Below are 15,075 nucleotides of genomic sequence, written 5' to 3'. Positions count from 1 at the left end.
TAGCCCCACTATAGTAGAGAATTAGTATTTAAATAATTCATTCTCTTCTATTTTGCTATAGTTATTCCTGCGAATTTCTTCTTTAATGGCAAGCACATTGTGTTTTGGAGAATCCAGATTTTGCAGCGCCACTCCCCCTAATTGTAATCCAACCTCTATTCTTTCTGGGATTGCATTTTCTGCCCCTAACTTCCTTATGTCTTTACTATGTTTATAATCTTCCGCTCTTGAGATTATTCGTACATTTTTATAATTTAAAAAGATTTTTTTTGTGCTTTTTCTTAACGTGATCTTTTCGCTCATTGTGAGAATTACAGCTTTTGCTCTTTTGATTCCCAGTGCCTGTAAAGTACCGTCATCACTTATCTCTCCATGGAATACTGGGTACCCCTTTTGCTTTGCCTTCTTGACTACATCAGTATTGCTCTCAACTGCTATGTAATTAATTTGTTCACGTTCAAGCATGTAAGCCACAATTTTGCCAACTCGTCCGAAACCTGCGATGATAACATGATCATCCAAATCACTAATTCCTTTGAACTCTTTGTTGTTATCCAGCTCCTCCTCTGAATCAAATTTATCCTCAATCCAAGACCCTAATATCGAAAGCAATGGGGTAACAGCCATTGACACTGCAACCACCATCAGCATGAATTTGGAAGTATCCATGCTTATGATTCCCTTTGATGCTGCTAAGCTTAATAGTATCAACGCAAACTCTCCACCTTGCGCCAATAATAATGAAGAATGTAAAGCTGCACCCCAACGCAATCTGAATATTTTGCATAAAACTAATATTATGACTGCCTTAAGTGATAAAAGAGCAAAACCTGCCAAAACAATGCTTCTGAATTTATTTAGCATAAAATCAATGTCTATTGACATGCCAACACTTAAAAAGAATAACCCCAAAAATAGCCCTTGGAATGGATGTATGCTGTTTTCTATCTGATTTCTATATTCAGTTTCTGCAATCAAAATGCCAGCAATGAAAGCGCCCATAGCAGATGACAAACCAAGCTCATTGGTAATCCATGCTGTCCCCAGCACTATCAACAAAGCTGTCGTAACATAAACTTCATCGGTTTTTACAGATGCAATCAATGAGAAGAATGGCCTTAAAAACAGTCTACCAAAGATAGTTATGGCGAATATAACTGCTAGCGCTTTTAGTCCAGCCAGGCCTATCATATGCATCACATCTTCATGATGCCCAGCAGTAAGAAGTGGAAGGACGGCAAGCAATGGGACAACTGCAAAATCTTGCATCAATAACATTGCCAAAGACAACCTCCCCACTTGGCTAGATTGTCTACCAGATTCAGATAATATCTGTAAAACTATGGCAGTTGATGACAATGCAAGTGCTGCTCCTATAACGACAGATACCGATATTGGAAAATGAAAAAATTTGTTTAACACAAAAGTAATTACCGAGGACGTTATGATGACTTGCAGGCCTCCAAATCCAAACACCTGTAACTTCATCTTGATGAGCCGATCAAACGAAAGCTCAAGCCCTATCATAAACAGCAAAAAAACCACGCCAAACTCAGCCAACTGATGTGCGTATTCTGTTTCTTTGATTAAGCCCAAATGGCTTATTGCAGCTCCAGCTATTAAATAGCCTAATACAGGGCTGATTTTCAGTTTGTACAAAGATACAACCACTAATATTGATGCTGCTAAAAGTATCAAAATACTAGGTAAATAAGTGATATCATTCATTAAACTGGTTCTTTCAAAAAATTTTGTTATACTGAGGCTCATAGGATAGCAGCAAATTTACTTATAATCAATTGCCTTACGCGTTAATAACAGGGTCAGCTAAAAGAATAGGCAAGGAGATTGCATTATTTTTGGCAAAACATGGATGGGATATTATAATTCATTACAATACGTCCGAGGATAAAGCGAACCAACTGCAGGATGAGGTTATAAGCTTGGGCAGAAAGTGTATTATATACAAAAGTAACTTTTTGCATGCTGATGATTATAATCAGATCATGCAGGAATTCAAAATAGGCCTTTTGGTAAATAATGCATCCATGTTTGAAAATGACAATCTACATAACTTAAAAGAAAAAGATTTACTTAACAACCTAAAAGTCAACTTTTCTACTCCGCTGATTCTAAGCAAAGCCTTGATGCAAAGCCATAGCGGTGTGGATGGACAAGTTAATATCATTAATATTCTCGACAACATAATATTCAAACTGCCTAAAAATTTTATTTCGTACTATTTTAGTAAAACCTCTCTGGCCAACTTCACAAAACTTGCAGCAAAACTATATGCTCCCAAAGTCAGGGTTAATGGCATAGCATTAGGACAAATCATGCAAAACCCAAAACAAAGCGAGGCAAACTTTGAAAAAACAAAAAATGCGGCACCTCTAGAGTATGGAGCTACAGTTGATGAAATTTGTTATACGATTGATTTTATATTAAAAACAAAGTCTTTAACGGGGCAAATTATTTCTTTAGATGGAGGAAGTCATTTAGATAACCTTAATTATCCATGAAATTATGCAGATAAATTCCTTAGAGCAGCTAATTAAGACGATATCAAAGCTACCAGGGCTTGGTCCAAAATCGGCAAAAAGAATTGCACTTTCTTTAATACAAAACAAAGATGAGATGGTAAAGTTATCCTCTTTGTTGGACCAAACTGTTGCTGAGATAAAGATTTGTAAGATTTGTGCCAATATTGATGTCTCTAATCCTTGTGCTATTTGTATGGACGATAAAAGAGATGGAAGTGTTTTATGTGTTGTTGAAAATATAGCTGATTTATGGGCGATAGAAAAAAGTAAAACATACAAAGGGACTTACCATGTTTTAGGTGGAACATTATCCGCCATTGAAGGGAAAACTCCACAAAGTTTGAATATCAATAACATTCAAGACAGAGTGACTGTTCACTCAATACAAGAGGTAATCATCGCAACAAATTCAACGTTAGAGGGGCAGACCACAGGACATTACATTGCGAAGTTATTGGAACCATTAGGTGTTAAAATGTCCAGGCTTGCAAGCGGCATCCCAATAGGTGCGGAGCTGGATTATATCGATGATGGAACTTTAGCACTTGCATTGAAGTTACGCCATAAATTTTAGCCGATCAATATATACACTCGGTTAGTATCTTTATCACAGAGTGTTAGCCAAAGATAGATATAAAATTGCCCTGCTCACTTAGGAAATTATTGTTATCCTCAAAATGTAGCCAGAGCTTAATCGTAAGATCGACAACTTCTTCAGATTTTGAAACTACCTTTGTTTTTCTGGTCATTCTTGCAATTCTGGGAGCGTTGAAAGATAAAATAAGGATAAATGTGATGGTTTGATTTAAGGAAGTTTGGACCATGGTCTAAAAAAATTAACAAAAAACTGGTTTCCCCAAGAATTCAAAAGATTTCTTTGAGGTGGGATATGGTAATTTTTAGCTTTTTATTGATTCTGCGAAGCGTGATTTTATGAGCTTAGGCAGTAAGAACCGTTAAACGTTTTAAATTAAAGCAGATAGCATTCATAAATTCAGCAAACTGATTTTTGGCAATTCCTATGTATCGCAATCGTTTATTATCTTGAGAAAACACCCTCTCAAACGGAGCCCTTATGGAAGTATAGTATCGATCAAGGTCAAAATTCTTTTGCTTCATATTGTTTTTCTTGATGGCGCAAAAATGAATACCTCTGCTTTTAGCTGCATTCTTTGCTGGTGCAACACAATACCCTTTGTCAGCATAAACTGCTCCACTATTTGGTAAAACATGCGCAACTCCCTTTGCATCGGTAACATTAGCAGGCGTTATAGCAACCTTGTTGATCATTCCGGATTGAATATCTACGCTTACATGTTTTTCTTATAGCCATACCAAAATTTACTACCACCCTTGCACCCTATTTTGGCTTGTTTATCATGTGCGACTTTAGGCAAGACTTCGTTGTTAAGTTTTTCATATTTTTGTTTTCTGGCTTCATCCCGCTCTTCCCATAAATTAGCTTTGGAGATCAAGTGACTTGCATCAACAAAAGTAAATACCTCGCTCATATATCCTTGAGATTTTAGTTGATCTCTAAAAATGGCAAAGATTTTTGATAACAAATTTGTTCCTATCTTTGAGCGGATTCTACTAAAAACGCTATAATCAGGTGTGGCTTCGGTTAAATCAAAATCACAAAACCACTTGGCTGCAACACTGTCACTCAAATATCTTTCTAGTTCACGATCTGACAAATCTTCCATAAACTGTAACAACAAGCATTTAAATAAACGTAAAACACCATATCCCTTATAATTAGCAGGAGATTCAATTCCCTTCAGCTCTTGCTCTGCTGCCCCAAAATTAAACAGCTCCTTAAATTTGCGATATTGATGCTCACTACCAACCAATTGATCCAAACATACCATTATTATTTGATGCGCTGATGACATTTTTCTCTTCTTTATTCTGTAATCCACTCCACTATACCTTTCTTTATTCCATCTTGCAACACTCCCTCAAAATGTACCCAGAGCTTAATCGTAAGATCGACAACTTCTTCAGATTTTGAAACTACCTTTGTTTTTCTGGTCATTCTTGCAATTCTGTGCCTTGTGTTTGAGTTATTGGACTCAATTGAGAGTGTATGTTGTTTGCCAACAACATGTTGATGGCGAGGTATAACCTCTGAATAAACAGACCAATCGTCTGTGTAATAACTGCAATTATCTCTACTTATGATTTTCCACAATTTTCTAAAGGTTGTAACGTTACGCTTACCAACCACCCAGGCAACAACTCTCTTGAGCTCCCTACTATAGGCTTTCCATATCCATAATTTGTTTTTTTTGAATCTACAAAATGCCACATCTCATCTATTTCAACTTCTCTCAATTCTTCCGGCACTGTTGGTCTTGGTATCTTTTTAGCATACAGTATTATCCACTTATATACGCTAGTATGAGCTACTTTAAATAATTTCCCTAGCCATCTAAAGCTACTTTTTCCCATGCTGTACAATAACACTGCCAGAGCCTTCATCTCTGGCGAACAGCCTCTTAATTTAGTGTTTGTAAAATTACATCCACACTCTTTGCATTTATACCTTTGCATACCCCTAATATTACCATTCTTAACGTATTTACTGCTACTGCATTTTTTACACTCTGTATTCATATTTCTATTTTCTTTGTTGCTCGCTATATTCATTTTAGCATCTTATCTATCTTATGGCAACACTCCCAAAATTAGAAAATGATGGCAAATTACATTGGAACAGTAGCGAAGGCACCGTCAAGTTAATGGAGGTAAGGGCGTGACAGAGCATCTTTTTGAAAATTATGCAGCAGCTATGGATTGAGCGGCGTGATCCCAAATAGATTTAGCTTCAAAAAACATTTCTTTTTGCTTGCTAGAACTGTTAATATACCTGCCCACATCTACTGAAAATATGTTCCTTATTTTTCCCATCAAAGAAAGAGTTTGCTGTACCCCAGAAGGAGATTTGAATTTTATTAGGCATTTCTCTTTCCTGCGTGTTGGTTGGTGTGCATTTTCAACCCTATTATTTAATCCTTTATGGCGCCTATGCTCTGTTTTAGGGCACATTTCTTTTATAGGTTTGGTATAGCTTTTTAATTTATCTGTCACGATTACTCTGGGTACTGGATTTGATTGTAATAATCTTGATAAAAACCTTATCGCAGACTTTTTATTACGTCTGGTCTGTAGGAAGACATCTATCTCATATCCATCTTCATCTACAGCTCTCCACAAAATAAAATATTTACCGTTAATTTTAATGCTCATCTCATCCAAATGCCATTTATCCTTTGCTTTCCTCTACTTCTTCTTGATTATATCTAAAAACCTTTTTCCAAATTTAATACACCATGCTCTTATCGTTTCATGGCTTACTTCTATACCCCTTTATAACAACTCTTCTGCTACGTCTCTATAACTCAAATTAAATCTGTGGTACAACCAAACTGCATGTCCTATTATCACCATTGGATATCTGTATCTGCTCGCTCTTTCTTCCATTGTTTTTCTATTATTTTTTATTTTGCTCCAATTTACTATTTTTTCCCTCTTCTCTCAATACCTTTTGCACCTCAACTTTTTTAACTTGACGGTGCCTGAAAAAGTTTAAGATACCGTGTACTTTTGGGGGTAATACATCACCTGTCACATTTTATATTGGTAATCCCGAAAAAGATCATCACCCGATTCAATTTCAAGCCGATTGGCTTTCTAAAGAAAGAGGAGGGACTGTTCCTGCGGAAATAATGAAAAGCTTAGAGGAACTAAAGGCATTGTCTGATAAAAACGGTGTTCCATTTGAGGAGTTATGTTCCTATGCGCTGGAGTCCATACAGATTAACCAAAACCTAGCAAAAAAGCAAAAGGAGAATGATGAATAGCATATTATCTTTGAGTCTTATGTGGAGGTATTGTTAATTAAATATAGATATTTGCAATAAAACGCTCTATAATGATGTGAGTTATTCATGAATATGGAGATTTATGTGATTTTGTGCAAAAGTTGCGGAAGTGAGAAGATAGTTAAAGACGGAATAGTCAAAAATAAGCAGAGATATTTATGCAAGGAATGTAGAAGAACATTTCGTATTGGGGATGGTAGGGAAAAATATCCATTAGATAATGTCGTCATGAGATTTTAAGCCAAAGAGATAAACATCTAATCTGAATTGCGGCAAGGAAAGAAGCTGAATTTTTAGCATATCTGGTTGCAATTCCCCTCCATCTTTTAAGATGAAGAAAGGTGTTTTCTACAATATGCCTTATTTTATATAAATCTTTATTGTATTTTCTCTGGGTGATTCTGTTCTTTTTAGGAGGAATAACAACTCTCATGCCCAATTCTTGGGCATGGTCAATTATGTAATTAACATCGTACCCTCTGTCGGCTAGTAAGTACTCAGCTTTCATCTCTTCAATAAGATTAACAGCCTGCTTGCAATCAGCTTCTGAGCCTTTTGTGACAATAACTTTGAGTGGCATACCATGTGAATCCACGGCAAGGTGAATCTTTGTATTGAGCCCCCTTTTGTACGACTCATATCTTGATTGCCGCCTTTTGCACCTGAAGCATGTGGATGCACTTTACTATGACTTGCGTCTATCATTAACCATTCCATATCAGGTTCTTTCACAAATATCTCCAATAAAGCCTCCCATATCCTTTTGTCTCTCCATCTGCAAAATCTTTTATGATTTATCTTTTCTTTCATATTATACCACAAATCTCATGACGACACTATCTAGAGAAAAAGATCAAAGTTGTGAAACTTTATACCGAAGGAATGGGAATAAGAGCTATATCCCGCATAGAAAATGTCTGTGCCCCACTGCTAATTCATTGGATTAGATCATTTGCTAAAGCGATAAAAGAAAAGCTTCGTACCACAGAAATACCAGATAATGCTAAAGAGATAGAGATATTGGAAGCAGATGAGTTATTTACTTATTATCAAAAAAAAACAAAACGCGCCTATATATGGCTTGCTGTGGACCAAAACAGGAATCAAGCTATTGATATTGCAGTAAGTAAAAGCCGTGACAAATTTGTTTTTGTTAGAATGGCTCAGAGATTGCAACGCAAAGGCTACAAGGCCAAGATTTTATGTAGCGATGGTTATGAAAAGGATATGGCTACTATAAATTGGCAGATAAGCACATTGTATCGAAATCTGAAACATGTCTGGTTGAGTCAATCCCCTTATACGACATTACTTAACAAGGTTCAATAGAAGGACGAAACGATACTCCAAGGCATTCGATATGATTTTTGCATCGATACCGATTTTATTTCATAAAACAACCTTGTTAGCTATACTTACTTAACAGCGCCGGGTACAAAATATTTAAATTGTTGACGAAAAATAAAAATACAATTATGATCGGGCAATTCGATAACAATGAAAAATCACACTAGACTTGCATACAAGCACTGGATGGGGTTTTTCGTCTTAATTACAAACAATATACAATTCAAAAAATGAAAAAGGTAAATGGCACATTAGGTGCTATAGATTCAGAGGATAATTTTGGCAGCGTAAAAGATGCTCAAGAGAAAACGGATAAAAGTGTGAAAAAGCTTAGCTACAGGTTAAAAGTGGATCATAAAGCCAAACCTAGTGATGAAAAATCCATTCAAGAGAGAGTGGAAGATAAAGACTATAATCATCGTCACTTAGATTCCAAAAACAATGCAGAACAAAATAAAATAGCTAGAGAAACCTTAAATTTAAGTGACTTTAAAAACAAGTCTCCAGATGAGCTTGTATTGCTTGCAGAATCTCTAGACCTTAAAAATCCAAACAGTCTAAACCGTCATGATTTGGTATTCGCCATTTTGAAAGATTATGCCGAAAAGGGGGTGGATATAGTAGGAGAAGGTGTGTTAGAAATATTGCCGGATGGTTATGGGTTTTTAAGATCTGCCAAATCAAACTATATCCCATGCTCTAATGATGTTTATGTGTCCCCCAACCAAATTAGAAGGTTTGGTCTAAGAACCGGTGATACTATAACTGGTCTGATTAGAGCTCCAAAAAAAGATGAAAGGTATTTTGCAATTGTAAATGTCCAAACAATCAACTATCAATCAACAGAAAGTAGTAAACACAGAATACATTTCGAAGATTTAACCCCTCTTTATCCAGAAGACAGAATAAGCTTGGAATTTTTAGACGGAAGCAAAAGTACATTAAGTGGACGCATTATTGACATAGTATCCCCTTTAGGCAAAGGACAAAGAGCATTGGTTGTTGCGCCTCCTAGAACCGGGAAGACGGTTTTAATGCAAAACATTGCACATGCCGTAGCCAAAAACTATCCAGAGATATACCTGATAGTTTTATCCGTAGGAGAAAGGCCAGAGGAAGTTACAGACATGCTTAGGTCGGTTAAGGGTGAAGTAGTAAGTTCAACGTTTGACGAGCCATCGCATCGTCATGTACAGTTAGCTGAGATAGTTATAGAAAAAGCAAAAAGGCTGGTTGAAGCGAAAAAAGATGTTGTCGTGTTACTAGACTCTATAACTAGGCTGGCAAGGGCATACAACGATGTAGCGCCTTCTTCAGGTAAAGTACTAAGCGGGGGCGTTGATTCTAACGCGCTACAAAGACCAAAAAAATTCTTTGGGGCGGCAAGGAACATAGAGGGTGGTGGTTCTCTTACCATTATTGCTACTGCATTAATTGAAACTGGTTCTAGAATGGACGAAGTAATATTCGAAGAATTTAAAGGAACCGGTAATGCAGAGATCATACTGGACAGAAAGATAGCTGATAAAAGGGTTTTCCCCGCGATTGATATAACTAAATCTGGAACTAGAAAAGAAGAATTAATAGTAGATAAAGGAAACCTAAGTAAAGCATGGGTTTTAAGAAAAATATTAAGCCCTATGAGTTCAACAGAAGCGATAGAATTTTTAATTAATAAGTTGAAATATTCACAAAGTAATTATGATTTCTTCGAGCAAATGAACACTTATAGCCCAAGCAAGAAGCAAGACTAAGAAATTGGAAGCATATACTCCGTTAACTTGAAAAATTGGCCTCAAAATACTTCGGATTTCGCATAACGTTTAGGTACATATGTACGCGCCTCATGCTCATTGCTTGTATTCCTAGCTCTTTTCTAAGTTCTCTTTCGTCTATAAATTTGCCAACCCTTGATTTACTAGAGGTATACATTTATCAACAGTATGGACTATGGCAACTATAGACTGCCCGTCCTTATGGGAGTGTTTTAAAAGGGATAGGAAAGAAGAAAAGAATGTGATATAAGGAGAGGGAAGGAAAAAAAAGAAAGGGAAAAATGGAGAAAATAGAATGTAAATATTGCAAAGGGAAAGGGGGGCACCGTCAAGTTAATGGAGGTAAGGGCGTGACAGAGCATCTTTTTGAAAATTATGCAGCAGCTATGGATTGAGCGGCGTGATCCCAAATAGATTTAGCTTCAAAAAACATTTCTTTTTGCTTGCTAGAACTGTTAATATACCTGCCCACATCTACTGAAAATATGTTCCTTATTTTTCCCATCAAAGAAAGAGTTTGCTGTACCCCAGAAGGAGATTTGAATTTTATTAGGCATTTCTCTTTCCTGCGTGTTGGTTGGTGTGCATTTTCAACCCTATTATTTAATCCTTTATGGCGCCTATGCTCTGTTTTAGGGCACATTTCTTTTATAGGTTTGGTATAGCTTTTTAATTTATCTGTCACGATTACTCTGGGTACTGGATTTGATTGTAATAATCTTGATAAAAACCTTATCGCAGACTTTTTATTACGTCTGGTCTGTAGGAAGACATCTATCTCATATCCATCTTCATCTACAGCTCTCCACAAAATAAAATATTTACCGTTAATTTTAATGCTCATCTCATCCAAATGCCATTTATCCTTTACTTTCCTCTGCTTCTTCTTGATTATATCTAAAAACCTTTTTCCAAATTTAATACACCATGCTCTTATCGTTTCATGGCTTACTTCTATACCCCTTTATAACAACTCTTCTGCTACGTCTCTATAACTCAAATTAAATCTGTGGTACAACCAAACTGCATGTCCTATTATCACCATTGGATATCTGTATCTGCTCGCTCTTTCTTCCATTGTTTTTCTATTATTTTTTATTTTGCTCCAATTTACTATTTTTTCCCTCTTCTCTCAATACCTTTTGCACCTCAACTTTTTTAACTTGACGGTGCCGAACAAATTTGTTATCAAAAATCTTTGCCATTTTTAGAGATCAACTAAAATCTCAAGGATATATGAGCGAGGTATTTACTTTTGTTGATGCAAGTCACTTGATCTCCAAAGCTAATTTATGGGAAGAGCGGGATGAAGCCAGAAAACAAAAATATGAAAAACTTAACAACGAAGTCTTGCCTAAAGTCGCACATGATAAACAAGCCAAAATAGGGTGCAAGGGTGGTAGTAAATTTTGGTATGGCTATAAGAAAAACATGTAAGCGTAGATATTCAATCCGGAATGATCAACAAGGTTGCTATAACGCCTGCTAATGTTACCGATGCAAAGGGAGTTGCGCATGTTTTACCAAATAGTGGAGCAGTTTATGCTGACAAAGGGTATTGTGTTGCACCAGCAAAGAATGCAGCTAAAAGCAGAGGTATTCATTTTTGCGCCATCAAGAAAAACAATATGAAGCAAAAGAATTTTGACCTTGATCGATACTATACTTCCATAAGGGCTCCGTTTGAGAGGGTGTTTTCTCAAGATAATAAACGATTGCGATACATAGGAATTGCCAAAAATCAGTTTGCTGAATTTATGAATGCTATCTGCTTTAATTTAAAACGTTTAACGGTTCTTACTGCCTAAGCTCATAAAATCACGCTTCGCAGAATCAATAAAAAGCTAAAAATTACCATATCCCACCTCAAAGAAATCTTTTGAATTCTTGGGGAAACCAGTTTTTTGTTAATTTTTTTAGACCATGGTCCAAACTTCCTTAAATCAAACCATCACATTTATCCTTATTTTATCTTTCAACGCTCCCTTTCTGGAAAAGATGGTGAGATCATGTTGTTTTGAACATGTCCAACTATAAAACAAGGGAGTGTTCATAAATAGATAGAAAGAGCTAAAGCTTTGTTAAAAAATAAAACAAGGGATAATCTTAGCATTTCAGAACACTTGCTAAAGCGTTTAGTCTTGCGATTTAATCTAGCAAGCATATCCCTTAAGGAGGAATTGAAGCTCTCAACCAAACAAGTTTCAGACTTTGTCTGCAGATGTATTTGAGCAATTTTATAATGACAATAGACCTCATACCCATCTGTACACATATAACGAATTTGGTATTTTTCTCCTAGCTCACGAGCTAAATCTACGTAATTTTCTTTATCACCTGAACCTACTTTAAACGCAACAGTTTTGAATCTGTCCCTATCGACAGCAGTCCATATTCTTGTTTTATTCTCTTTTTTTTGACGTATGTATATAGCTCATCCATCTCTAATATCTCTATACGCTTCTTATCTCCCTCTATCTTTTGATTCGTCACCATCTCATCTACTACTTTCCCTGCTTGTTTGATCCAATAAAATACTGGGTTCTGTCGCATCTGTTAATTTTTGAAATAAAAAGTAAAAATTAAGAATTTTTAACTCCCGATTTTCCGCACTTTGAAATTTTCACTTTTCACTTTTTGCACTGAATTTTCACAGATGCGACAGAACCCATAAAATCACGCTTCGCAGAATCAATAAAAAGCTAAAAATTACCATATCCCACCTCAAAGAAATCTTTTGAATTCTTGGGGAAACCAGTTTTTTGTTAATTTTTTTAGACCATGGTCCAAACTTCCTTAAATCAAACCATCACATTTATCCTTATTTTATCTTTCAACGCTCCCAGGTTCGATTTCCACGTTGCACGCGGATGGTTCTGTCGCATCTGTGAAAATTCAGTGCAAAAAGTGAAAAGTGAAAATTTCAAAGTGCGGAAAATCGGGAGTTAAAAATTCTTAATTTTTACTTTTTATTTCAAAAATTAACAGATGCGACAGAACCCTATATACATACGTCAAAAAAAAGAGAATAAAACAAGAATATGGACTGCTGTCGATAGGGACAGATTCAAAACTGTTGCGTTTAAAGTAGGTTCAGGTGATAAAGAAAATTACGTAGATTTAGCTCGTGAGCTAGGAGAAAAATACCAAATTCGTTATATGTGTACAGATGGGTATGAGGTCTATTGTCATTATAAAATTGCTCAAATACATCTGCAGACAAAGTCTGAAACTTGTTTGGTTGAGAGCTTCAATTCCTCCTTAAGGGATATGCTTGCTAGATTAAATCGCAAGACTAAACGCTTTAGCAAGTGTTCTGAAATGCTAAGATTATCCCTTGTTTTATTTTTTAACAAAGCTTTAGCTCTTTCTATCTATTTATGAACACTCCCACCAAATTTACCCTACTAACTTCAAAAATTGGCGTTGTCATATTTCGCATTTTTATCACTTATTTTTGTCGAGGAGCTTTATCATCCTCATCCTCATTCTGATCTTCATCCTCATCCTTAAGATAGGGACTAGAAAGATTATAAAGCTCATCTTCTAATTTCAACTTATCGCTAATGTCTAGCTTCTCCACGGTGTCTGCAATGGAGGGGATCAATATATTCATAGTCTCAATAGCTGCTCTCCTTTGCTTCTCCTTCTTCATTCCGCTAATGGTATGCATATTATGCAGTCTGTCGAGTTGTTTGATAAGTAACACTTCGTTATCCTGCATTTTATGTAAGTTATCAACAGTTTCGTCTAAGCTCAGCTTTACTATCTTATCATCTCGTTTTTGTATTTTAGTAAGCCTATCTACCATCTGCGCTATACGCGGATTGAACTCCTGTTCTATCAACTCAATTGTACAATCTGTATCCTCAACAACGTCGTGCAATATTGCAGCTACTATAACATCAGTTTTGAAATAATAGTCCAAAACAATATCGGCCACAGCTAAGGGATGAGAGTAAAATGGTTCACCTGTGTTTCTTTTATCTAACCCATGCCATTTTTTTGCAAAAATAATGGCTTTTTTTATCAACTCAATGTTCACTTTCTTCTTTGCACGTTGATTTAGGTCTTCTATTCGATTAAGCAATTTTTGGGAGTACTTGCAATACGTGTTATAGTTTTTATATTCTTCTCCTAAGTTATAACTAAATCCACTTTGCTCCATTGCCGTGTCAATTGGGATGTCTAACTTTTCTTCTTCTGGATATTTATAATAAGAGCCTCTTTTTTTCTCTAATTTTTCAATATAGTTGACCCCATATAAGAAACCAATTGCAACAGGAACATAAATCACCCAAAGCCCATAATAGCCTAAATGCTCCATTAATGGAATTAAACCAAATGTTATAACCACTTGCCCTATTGCACTTGCAACCCCAAATGTTGTGGCTATGAGGGTAAATCTCGTTGCAATAGGAAAATACCTAAAACACACTACCTCCATTCCAACCACGTATATTGCGAAAGAGAACATCACAAATTGCAAAGCAGTTAAGGATATTGTACCTGAAACATTAGACAACCACCATGGAATGAACGGTAAACAAATTAGAAAAAAGAATATCGTTACTTTGACTATTTTTATTGGATGATACTTCCTCACAAAACACAGCGCCACTACCATCGCCACCAATGTTACAATACTTATAATCGTATTTTGGTTGACTATTTCTGCAGCAGTCATGCCCAAGGAATCCTTCATAAACTCGCTCATATAACCATAAGTAATATAGAAACAGGAGCCAACTACTAACCGAATAAGGAAATAGGAGACAATAACTTTCTTATCCATCTTATCTTGATAAATCTTAAGACGCTTTATAATTTCCGGATCTTGTTTATTTAGCTCAGCCTTGATTTTCATTCTACGTCTATAGTCCACAAATTCTGGAGTTTCCCTTAATCTTGTACGGGCAAACATGCCAACTAAAGCGATTACTGCCCCGACCCAAAAAGCCATCCTCCAATTAAGTTGTACAGAAATAGCAAGAGCCCCTATTGCCAAAGCAATTAGCCCACCGATCCAACTTGCAATATCAACAATACCAGTATATACGTACTTATAAGGTTGTTTTAAAATTTCCGATATATAAAGTTGTGCTCCAACTATTTCTCCCATAGAAGAAAACCCTTGCAGCGTTCTACACAAGAGCATCGCAATAGTTGCGGTGATGCCAATCTCCGCATAAGTGCCGATATTTGCCATAACAATGCACGAGAAAGCCATTATAAATGTCGTGATAATTATAGTGGTTTTTCTGCCTATATGATCCCCAATCCAACCGATAATAAATCCACCTATTGGTCTTGTAACGTAGGTGATAGAAAAAGTTGCAGCAACCAGTAGTTTAGCAATCCATGGTTCAGTCGGGGGGAAGAACAGGTCATTAAAAAAAACTGCTAAGTGAAGGTAAAGCATTAAGTCAAAATATTCTAGAAAAGTTCCTAAAGAAAGCAATACTACTGCTTCTTTTTGATATTTTGTAAGTTTGGGATGACTCATTTATATCTCCTGAATTT

19 protein-coding genes and 2 pseudogenes are annotated in these 15,075 nt (G+C 36.1%); 9 read left to right on the top strand and 12 right to left on the bottom strand.

The annotated features are described in order from the left end of the window. Positions 1 to 21 precede the first annotated feature (21 nt). Positions 22 to 1,770, bottom strand: coding sequence for a cation:proton antiporter domain-containing protein (locus tag Bandiella_RS06745; RefSeq protein WP_323732883.1), 1,749 nt, complete (start codon positions 1,768 to 1,770; stop codon positions 22 to 24). 29 nt (positions 1,771 to 1,799) lie between these two features. On the opposite strand from Bandiella_RS06745, the gene Bandiella_RS06740 reads away from it, so the two are divergent. Beyond that, positions 1,800 to 2,522 (top strand): SDR family NAD(P)-dependent oxidoreductase, encoded by a 723-nt coding sequence (locus tag Bandiella_RS06740; protein WP_323732882.1) that lies wholly within the window; start codon positions 1,800 to 1,802, stop codon positions 2,520 to 2,522. Positions 2,523 to 2,526: 4 nt separating this feature from the next. After that, positions 2,527 to 3,117, top strand: a complete 591-nt coding sequence (gene recR, locus Bandiella_RS06735) for a recombination mediator RecR (protein ID WP_323732881.1) — start codon at positions 2,527 to 2,529, stop codon at positions 3,115 to 3,117. Between the two features lie 43 nt (positions 3,118 to 3,160). Here recR and Bandiella_RS06730 read toward each other — a convergent pair whose 3' ends face one another. From Bandiella_RS06730 to Bandiella_RS06705, 6 genes and pseudogenes are all read right to left on the bottom strand, one after another. Further along, the gene (locus Bandiella_RS06730; RefSeq protein WP_323732807.1) at positions 3,161 to 3,292 is read right to left on the bottom strand and encodes a hypothetical protein; all 132 of its coding nucleotides are present in this window, start codon (positions 3,290 to 3,292) and stop codon (positions 3,161 to 3,163) included. Between the two features lie 190 nt (positions 3,293 to 3,482). Then, on the bottom strand, positions 3,483 to 3,833 hold the full coding sequence (locus Bandiella_RS06725; protein WP_323732514.1) for a transposase: 351 nt from the start codon (positions 3,831 to 3,833) through the stop codon (positions 3,483 to 3,485). Positions 3,834 to 3,853: 20 nt separating this feature from the next. Continuing rightward, positions 3,854 to 4,465 (bottom strand): transposase, encoded by a 612-nt coding sequence (locus Bandiella_RS06720; protein ID WP_323732577.1) that lies wholly within the window; start codon positions 4,463 to 4,465, stop codon positions 3,854 to 3,856. Continuing rightward, entirely contained in the window at positions 4,450 to 4,818 is a 369-nt protein-coding gene (locus Bandiella_RS06715) for an IS1 family transposase (RefSeq protein ID WP_323733418.1), read from the bottom strand. The genes Bandiella_RS06720 and Bandiella_RS06715 overlap by 16 nt, the downstream gene beginning before the upstream one ends. Further along, positions 4,722 to 5,195 carry an IS1/IS1595 family N-terminal zinc-binding domain-containing protein gene (locus tag Bandiella_RS06710; protein WP_323732830.1) on the bottom strand — a complete coding sequence of 158 codons (474 nt, stop codon included), beginning with the start codon at positions 5,193 to 5,195 and terminating at the stop codon, positions 4,722 to 4,724. Before Bandiella_RS06710 ends, Bandiella_RS06715 begins: the two co-directional genes overlap by 97 nt. Positions 5,196 to 5,324: 129 nt before the next feature. After that, positions 5,325 to 5,810: pseudogene (locus Bandiella_RS06705) on the bottom strand (IS6 family transposase); the annotation flags it as partial. Positions 5,811 to 6,124: 314 nt separating this feature from the next. Here Bandiella_RS06705 and Bandiella_RS06700 point away from each other — a divergent pair. Together Bandiella_RS06700 and Bandiella_RS07675 are read left to right on the top strand one after the other, a co-directional pair. Further along, positions 6,125 to 6,409: a DUF2610 domain-containing protein gene (locus Bandiella_RS06700; protein WP_323733417.1), complete on the top strand. Its 285-nt coding sequence runs from the start codon at positions 6,125 to 6,127 to the stop codon at positions 6,407 to 6,409. Positions 6,410 to 6,496: 87 nt separating this feature from the next. Continuing rightward, the gene (locus Bandiella_RS07675; protein WP_458693266.1) at positions 6,497 to 6,670 is read left to right on the top strand and encodes a transposase-like zinc-binding domain-containing protein; all 174 of its coding nucleotides are present in this window, start codon (positions 6,497 to 6,499) and stop codon (positions 6,668 to 6,670) included. On the opposite strand, the pseudogene Bandiella_RS06695 reads toward Bandiella_RS07675, so the two are convergent. Then, a pseudogene (locus Bandiella_RS06695) lies at positions 6,657 to 7,222 on the bottom strand (IS5 family transposase); the annotation flags it as partial. The gene Bandiella_RS07675 and the pseudogene Bandiella_RS06695 overlap by 14 nt on opposite strands. Before the next feature lie 90 nt (positions 7,223 to 7,312). Between Bandiella_RS06695 and Bandiella_RS06690 the strand changes: the two are divergent. Together Bandiella_RS06690 and rho are read left to right on the top strand one after the other, a co-directional pair. Further along, on the top strand, positions 7,313 to 7,759 hold the full coding sequence (locus tag Bandiella_RS06690; RefSeq protein WP_323732880.1) for a DDE-type integrase/transposase/recombinase: 447 nt from the start codon (positions 7,313 to 7,315) through the stop codon (positions 7,757 to 7,759). 248 nt (positions 7,760 to 8,007) lie between these two features. Continuing rightward, on the top strand, positions 8,008 to 9,531 hold the full coding sequence (gene rho, locus Bandiella_RS06685; protein WP_323732879.1) for a transcription termination factor Rho: 1,524 nt from the start codon (positions 8,008 to 8,010) through the stop codon (positions 9,529 to 9,531). Positions 9,532 to 9,925: 394 nt separating this feature from the next. On the opposite strand, the gene Bandiella_RS06680 is transcribed toward rho, so the two are convergent. Then, positions 9,926 to 10,510, bottom strand: coding sequence for an IS6 family transposase (locus Bandiella_RS06680; RefSeq protein ID WP_323733405.1), 585 nt, complete (start codon positions 10,508 to 10,510; stop codon positions 9,926 to 9,928). A gap of 278 nt (positions 10,511 to 10,788) precedes the next feature. Between Bandiella_RS06680 and Bandiella_RS06675 the strand changes: the two genes are divergently transcribed. Both Bandiella_RS06675 and Bandiella_RS06670 read left to right on the top strand, forming a co-directional pair. After that, positions 10,789 to 10,989: a hypothetical protein gene (locus Bandiella_RS06675; protein ID WP_323732878.1), complete on the top strand. Its 201-nt coding sequence runs from the start codon at positions 10,789 to 10,791 to the stop codon at positions 10,987 to 10,989. 20 nt (positions 10,990 to 11,009) lie between these two features. Beyond that, positions 11,010 to 11,360: a transposase gene (locus tag Bandiella_RS06670; protein WP_323732514.1), complete on the top strand. Its 351-nt coding sequence runs from the start codon at positions 11,010 to 11,012 to the stop codon at positions 11,358 to 11,360. Positions 11,361 to 11,602: 242 nt separating this feature from the next. On the opposite strand, the gene Bandiella_RS07640 is transcribed toward Bandiella_RS06670, so the two are convergent. Together Bandiella_RS07640 and Bandiella_RS06665 are read right to left on the bottom strand one after the other, a co-directional pair. Then, positions 11,603 to 11,947 carry an IS1 family transposase gene (locus Bandiella_RS07640; protein ID WP_407651266.1) on the bottom strand — a complete coding sequence of 115 codons (345 nt, stop codon included), beginning with the start codon at positions 11,945 to 11,947 and terminating at the stop codon, positions 11,603 to 11,605. Then, positions 11,896 to 12,105 carry a hypothetical protein gene (locus Bandiella_RS06665; protein WP_323732877.1) on the bottom strand — a complete coding sequence of 70 codons (210 nt, stop codon included), beginning with the start codon at positions 12,103 to 12,105 and terminating at the stop codon, positions 11,896 to 11,898. Before Bandiella_RS06665 ends, Bandiella_RS07640 begins: the two co-directional genes overlap by 52 nt. A gap of 435 nt (positions 12,106 to 12,540) precedes the next feature. Between Bandiella_RS06665 and Bandiella_RS06660 the strand changes: the two genes are divergently transcribed. Continuing rightward, complete coding sequence (locus tag Bandiella_RS06660) at positions 12,541 to 12,936, top strand: IS1 family transposase (protein WP_323732876.1); 396 nt, start codon at positions 12,541 to 12,543, stop codon at positions 12,934 to 12,936. Positions 12,937 to 13,003: 67 nt separating this feature from the next. Here Bandiella_RS06660 and Bandiella_RS06655 read toward each other — a convergent pair whose 3' ends face one another. Next, a complete protein-coding gene (locus Bandiella_RS06655; protein ID WP_323732875.1) occupies positions 13,004 to 15,058 on the bottom strand; it encodes an MFS transporter in 2,055 nt (684 codons plus the stop codon). Positions 15,059 to 15,075: the final 17 nt, after the last annotated feature.

Source organism: Candidatus Bandiella woodruffii, assembly GCF_034359465.1.
Taxonomy (GTDB): Bacteria; Pseudomonadota; Alphaproteobacteria; order Rickettsiales; family Midichloriaceae; genus NDG2.
Note: the sequence above shows the minus strand (reverse complement) of the source record. Positions and strands in the feature narration are given on the sequence as shown.

Coding starts and splice junctions, on each gene's coding strand:
- Bandiella_RS06745 (WP_323732883.1), bottom strand. CDS start 1,770: ATGAGCCTCAGTATAACAAAATTTTTTGAAAGAACCAGTTTAATGAAT.
- recR (WP_323732881.1), top strand. CDS start 2,527: ATGCAGATAAATTCCTTAGAGCAGCTAATTAAGACGATATCAAAGCTA.
- Bandiella_RS06730 (WP_323732807.1), bottom strand. CDS start 3,292: ATGACCAGAAAAACAAAGGTAGTTTCAAAATCTGAAGAAGTTGTCGAT.
- Bandiella_RS06725 (WP_323732514.1), bottom strand. CDS start 3,833: ATGATCAACAAGGTTGCTATAACGCCTGCTAATGTTACCGATGCAAAG.
- Bandiella_RS06710 (WP_323732830.1), bottom strand. CDS start 5,195: ATGAATATAGCGAGCAACAAAGAAAATAGAAATATGAATACAGAGTGT.
- Bandiella_RS07675 (WP_458693266.1), top strand. CDS start 6,497: ATGAATATGGAGATTTATGTGATTTTGTGCAAAAGTTGCGGAAGTGAG.
- Bandiella_RS06690 (WP_323732880.1), top strand. CDS start 7,313: ATGGGAATAAGAGCTATATCCCGCATAGAAAATGTCTGTGCCCCACTG.
- rho (WP_323732879.1), top strand. CDS start 8,008: ATGAAAAAGGTAAATGGCACATTAGGTGCTATAGATTCAGAGGATAAT.
- Bandiella_RS06675 (WP_323732878.1), top strand. CDS start 10,789: ATGAGCGAGGTATTTACTTTTGTTGATGCAAGTCACTTGATCTCCAAA.
- Bandiella_RS06670 (WP_323732514.1), top strand. CDS start 11,010: ATGATCAACAAGGTTGCTATAACGCCTGCTAATGTTACCGATGCAAAG.
- Bandiella_RS06665 (WP_323732877.1), bottom strand. CDS start 12,105: ATGCGACAGAACCCAGTATTTTATTGGATCAAACAAGCAGGGAAAGTA.
- Bandiella_RS06660 (WP_323732876.1), top strand. CDS start 12,541: ATGCGACAGAACCCTATATACATACGTCAAAAAAAAGAGAATAAAACA.
- Bandiella_RS06655 (WP_323732875.1), bottom strand. CDS start 15,058: ATGAGTCATCCCAAACTTACAAAATATCAAAAAGAAGCAGTAGTATTG.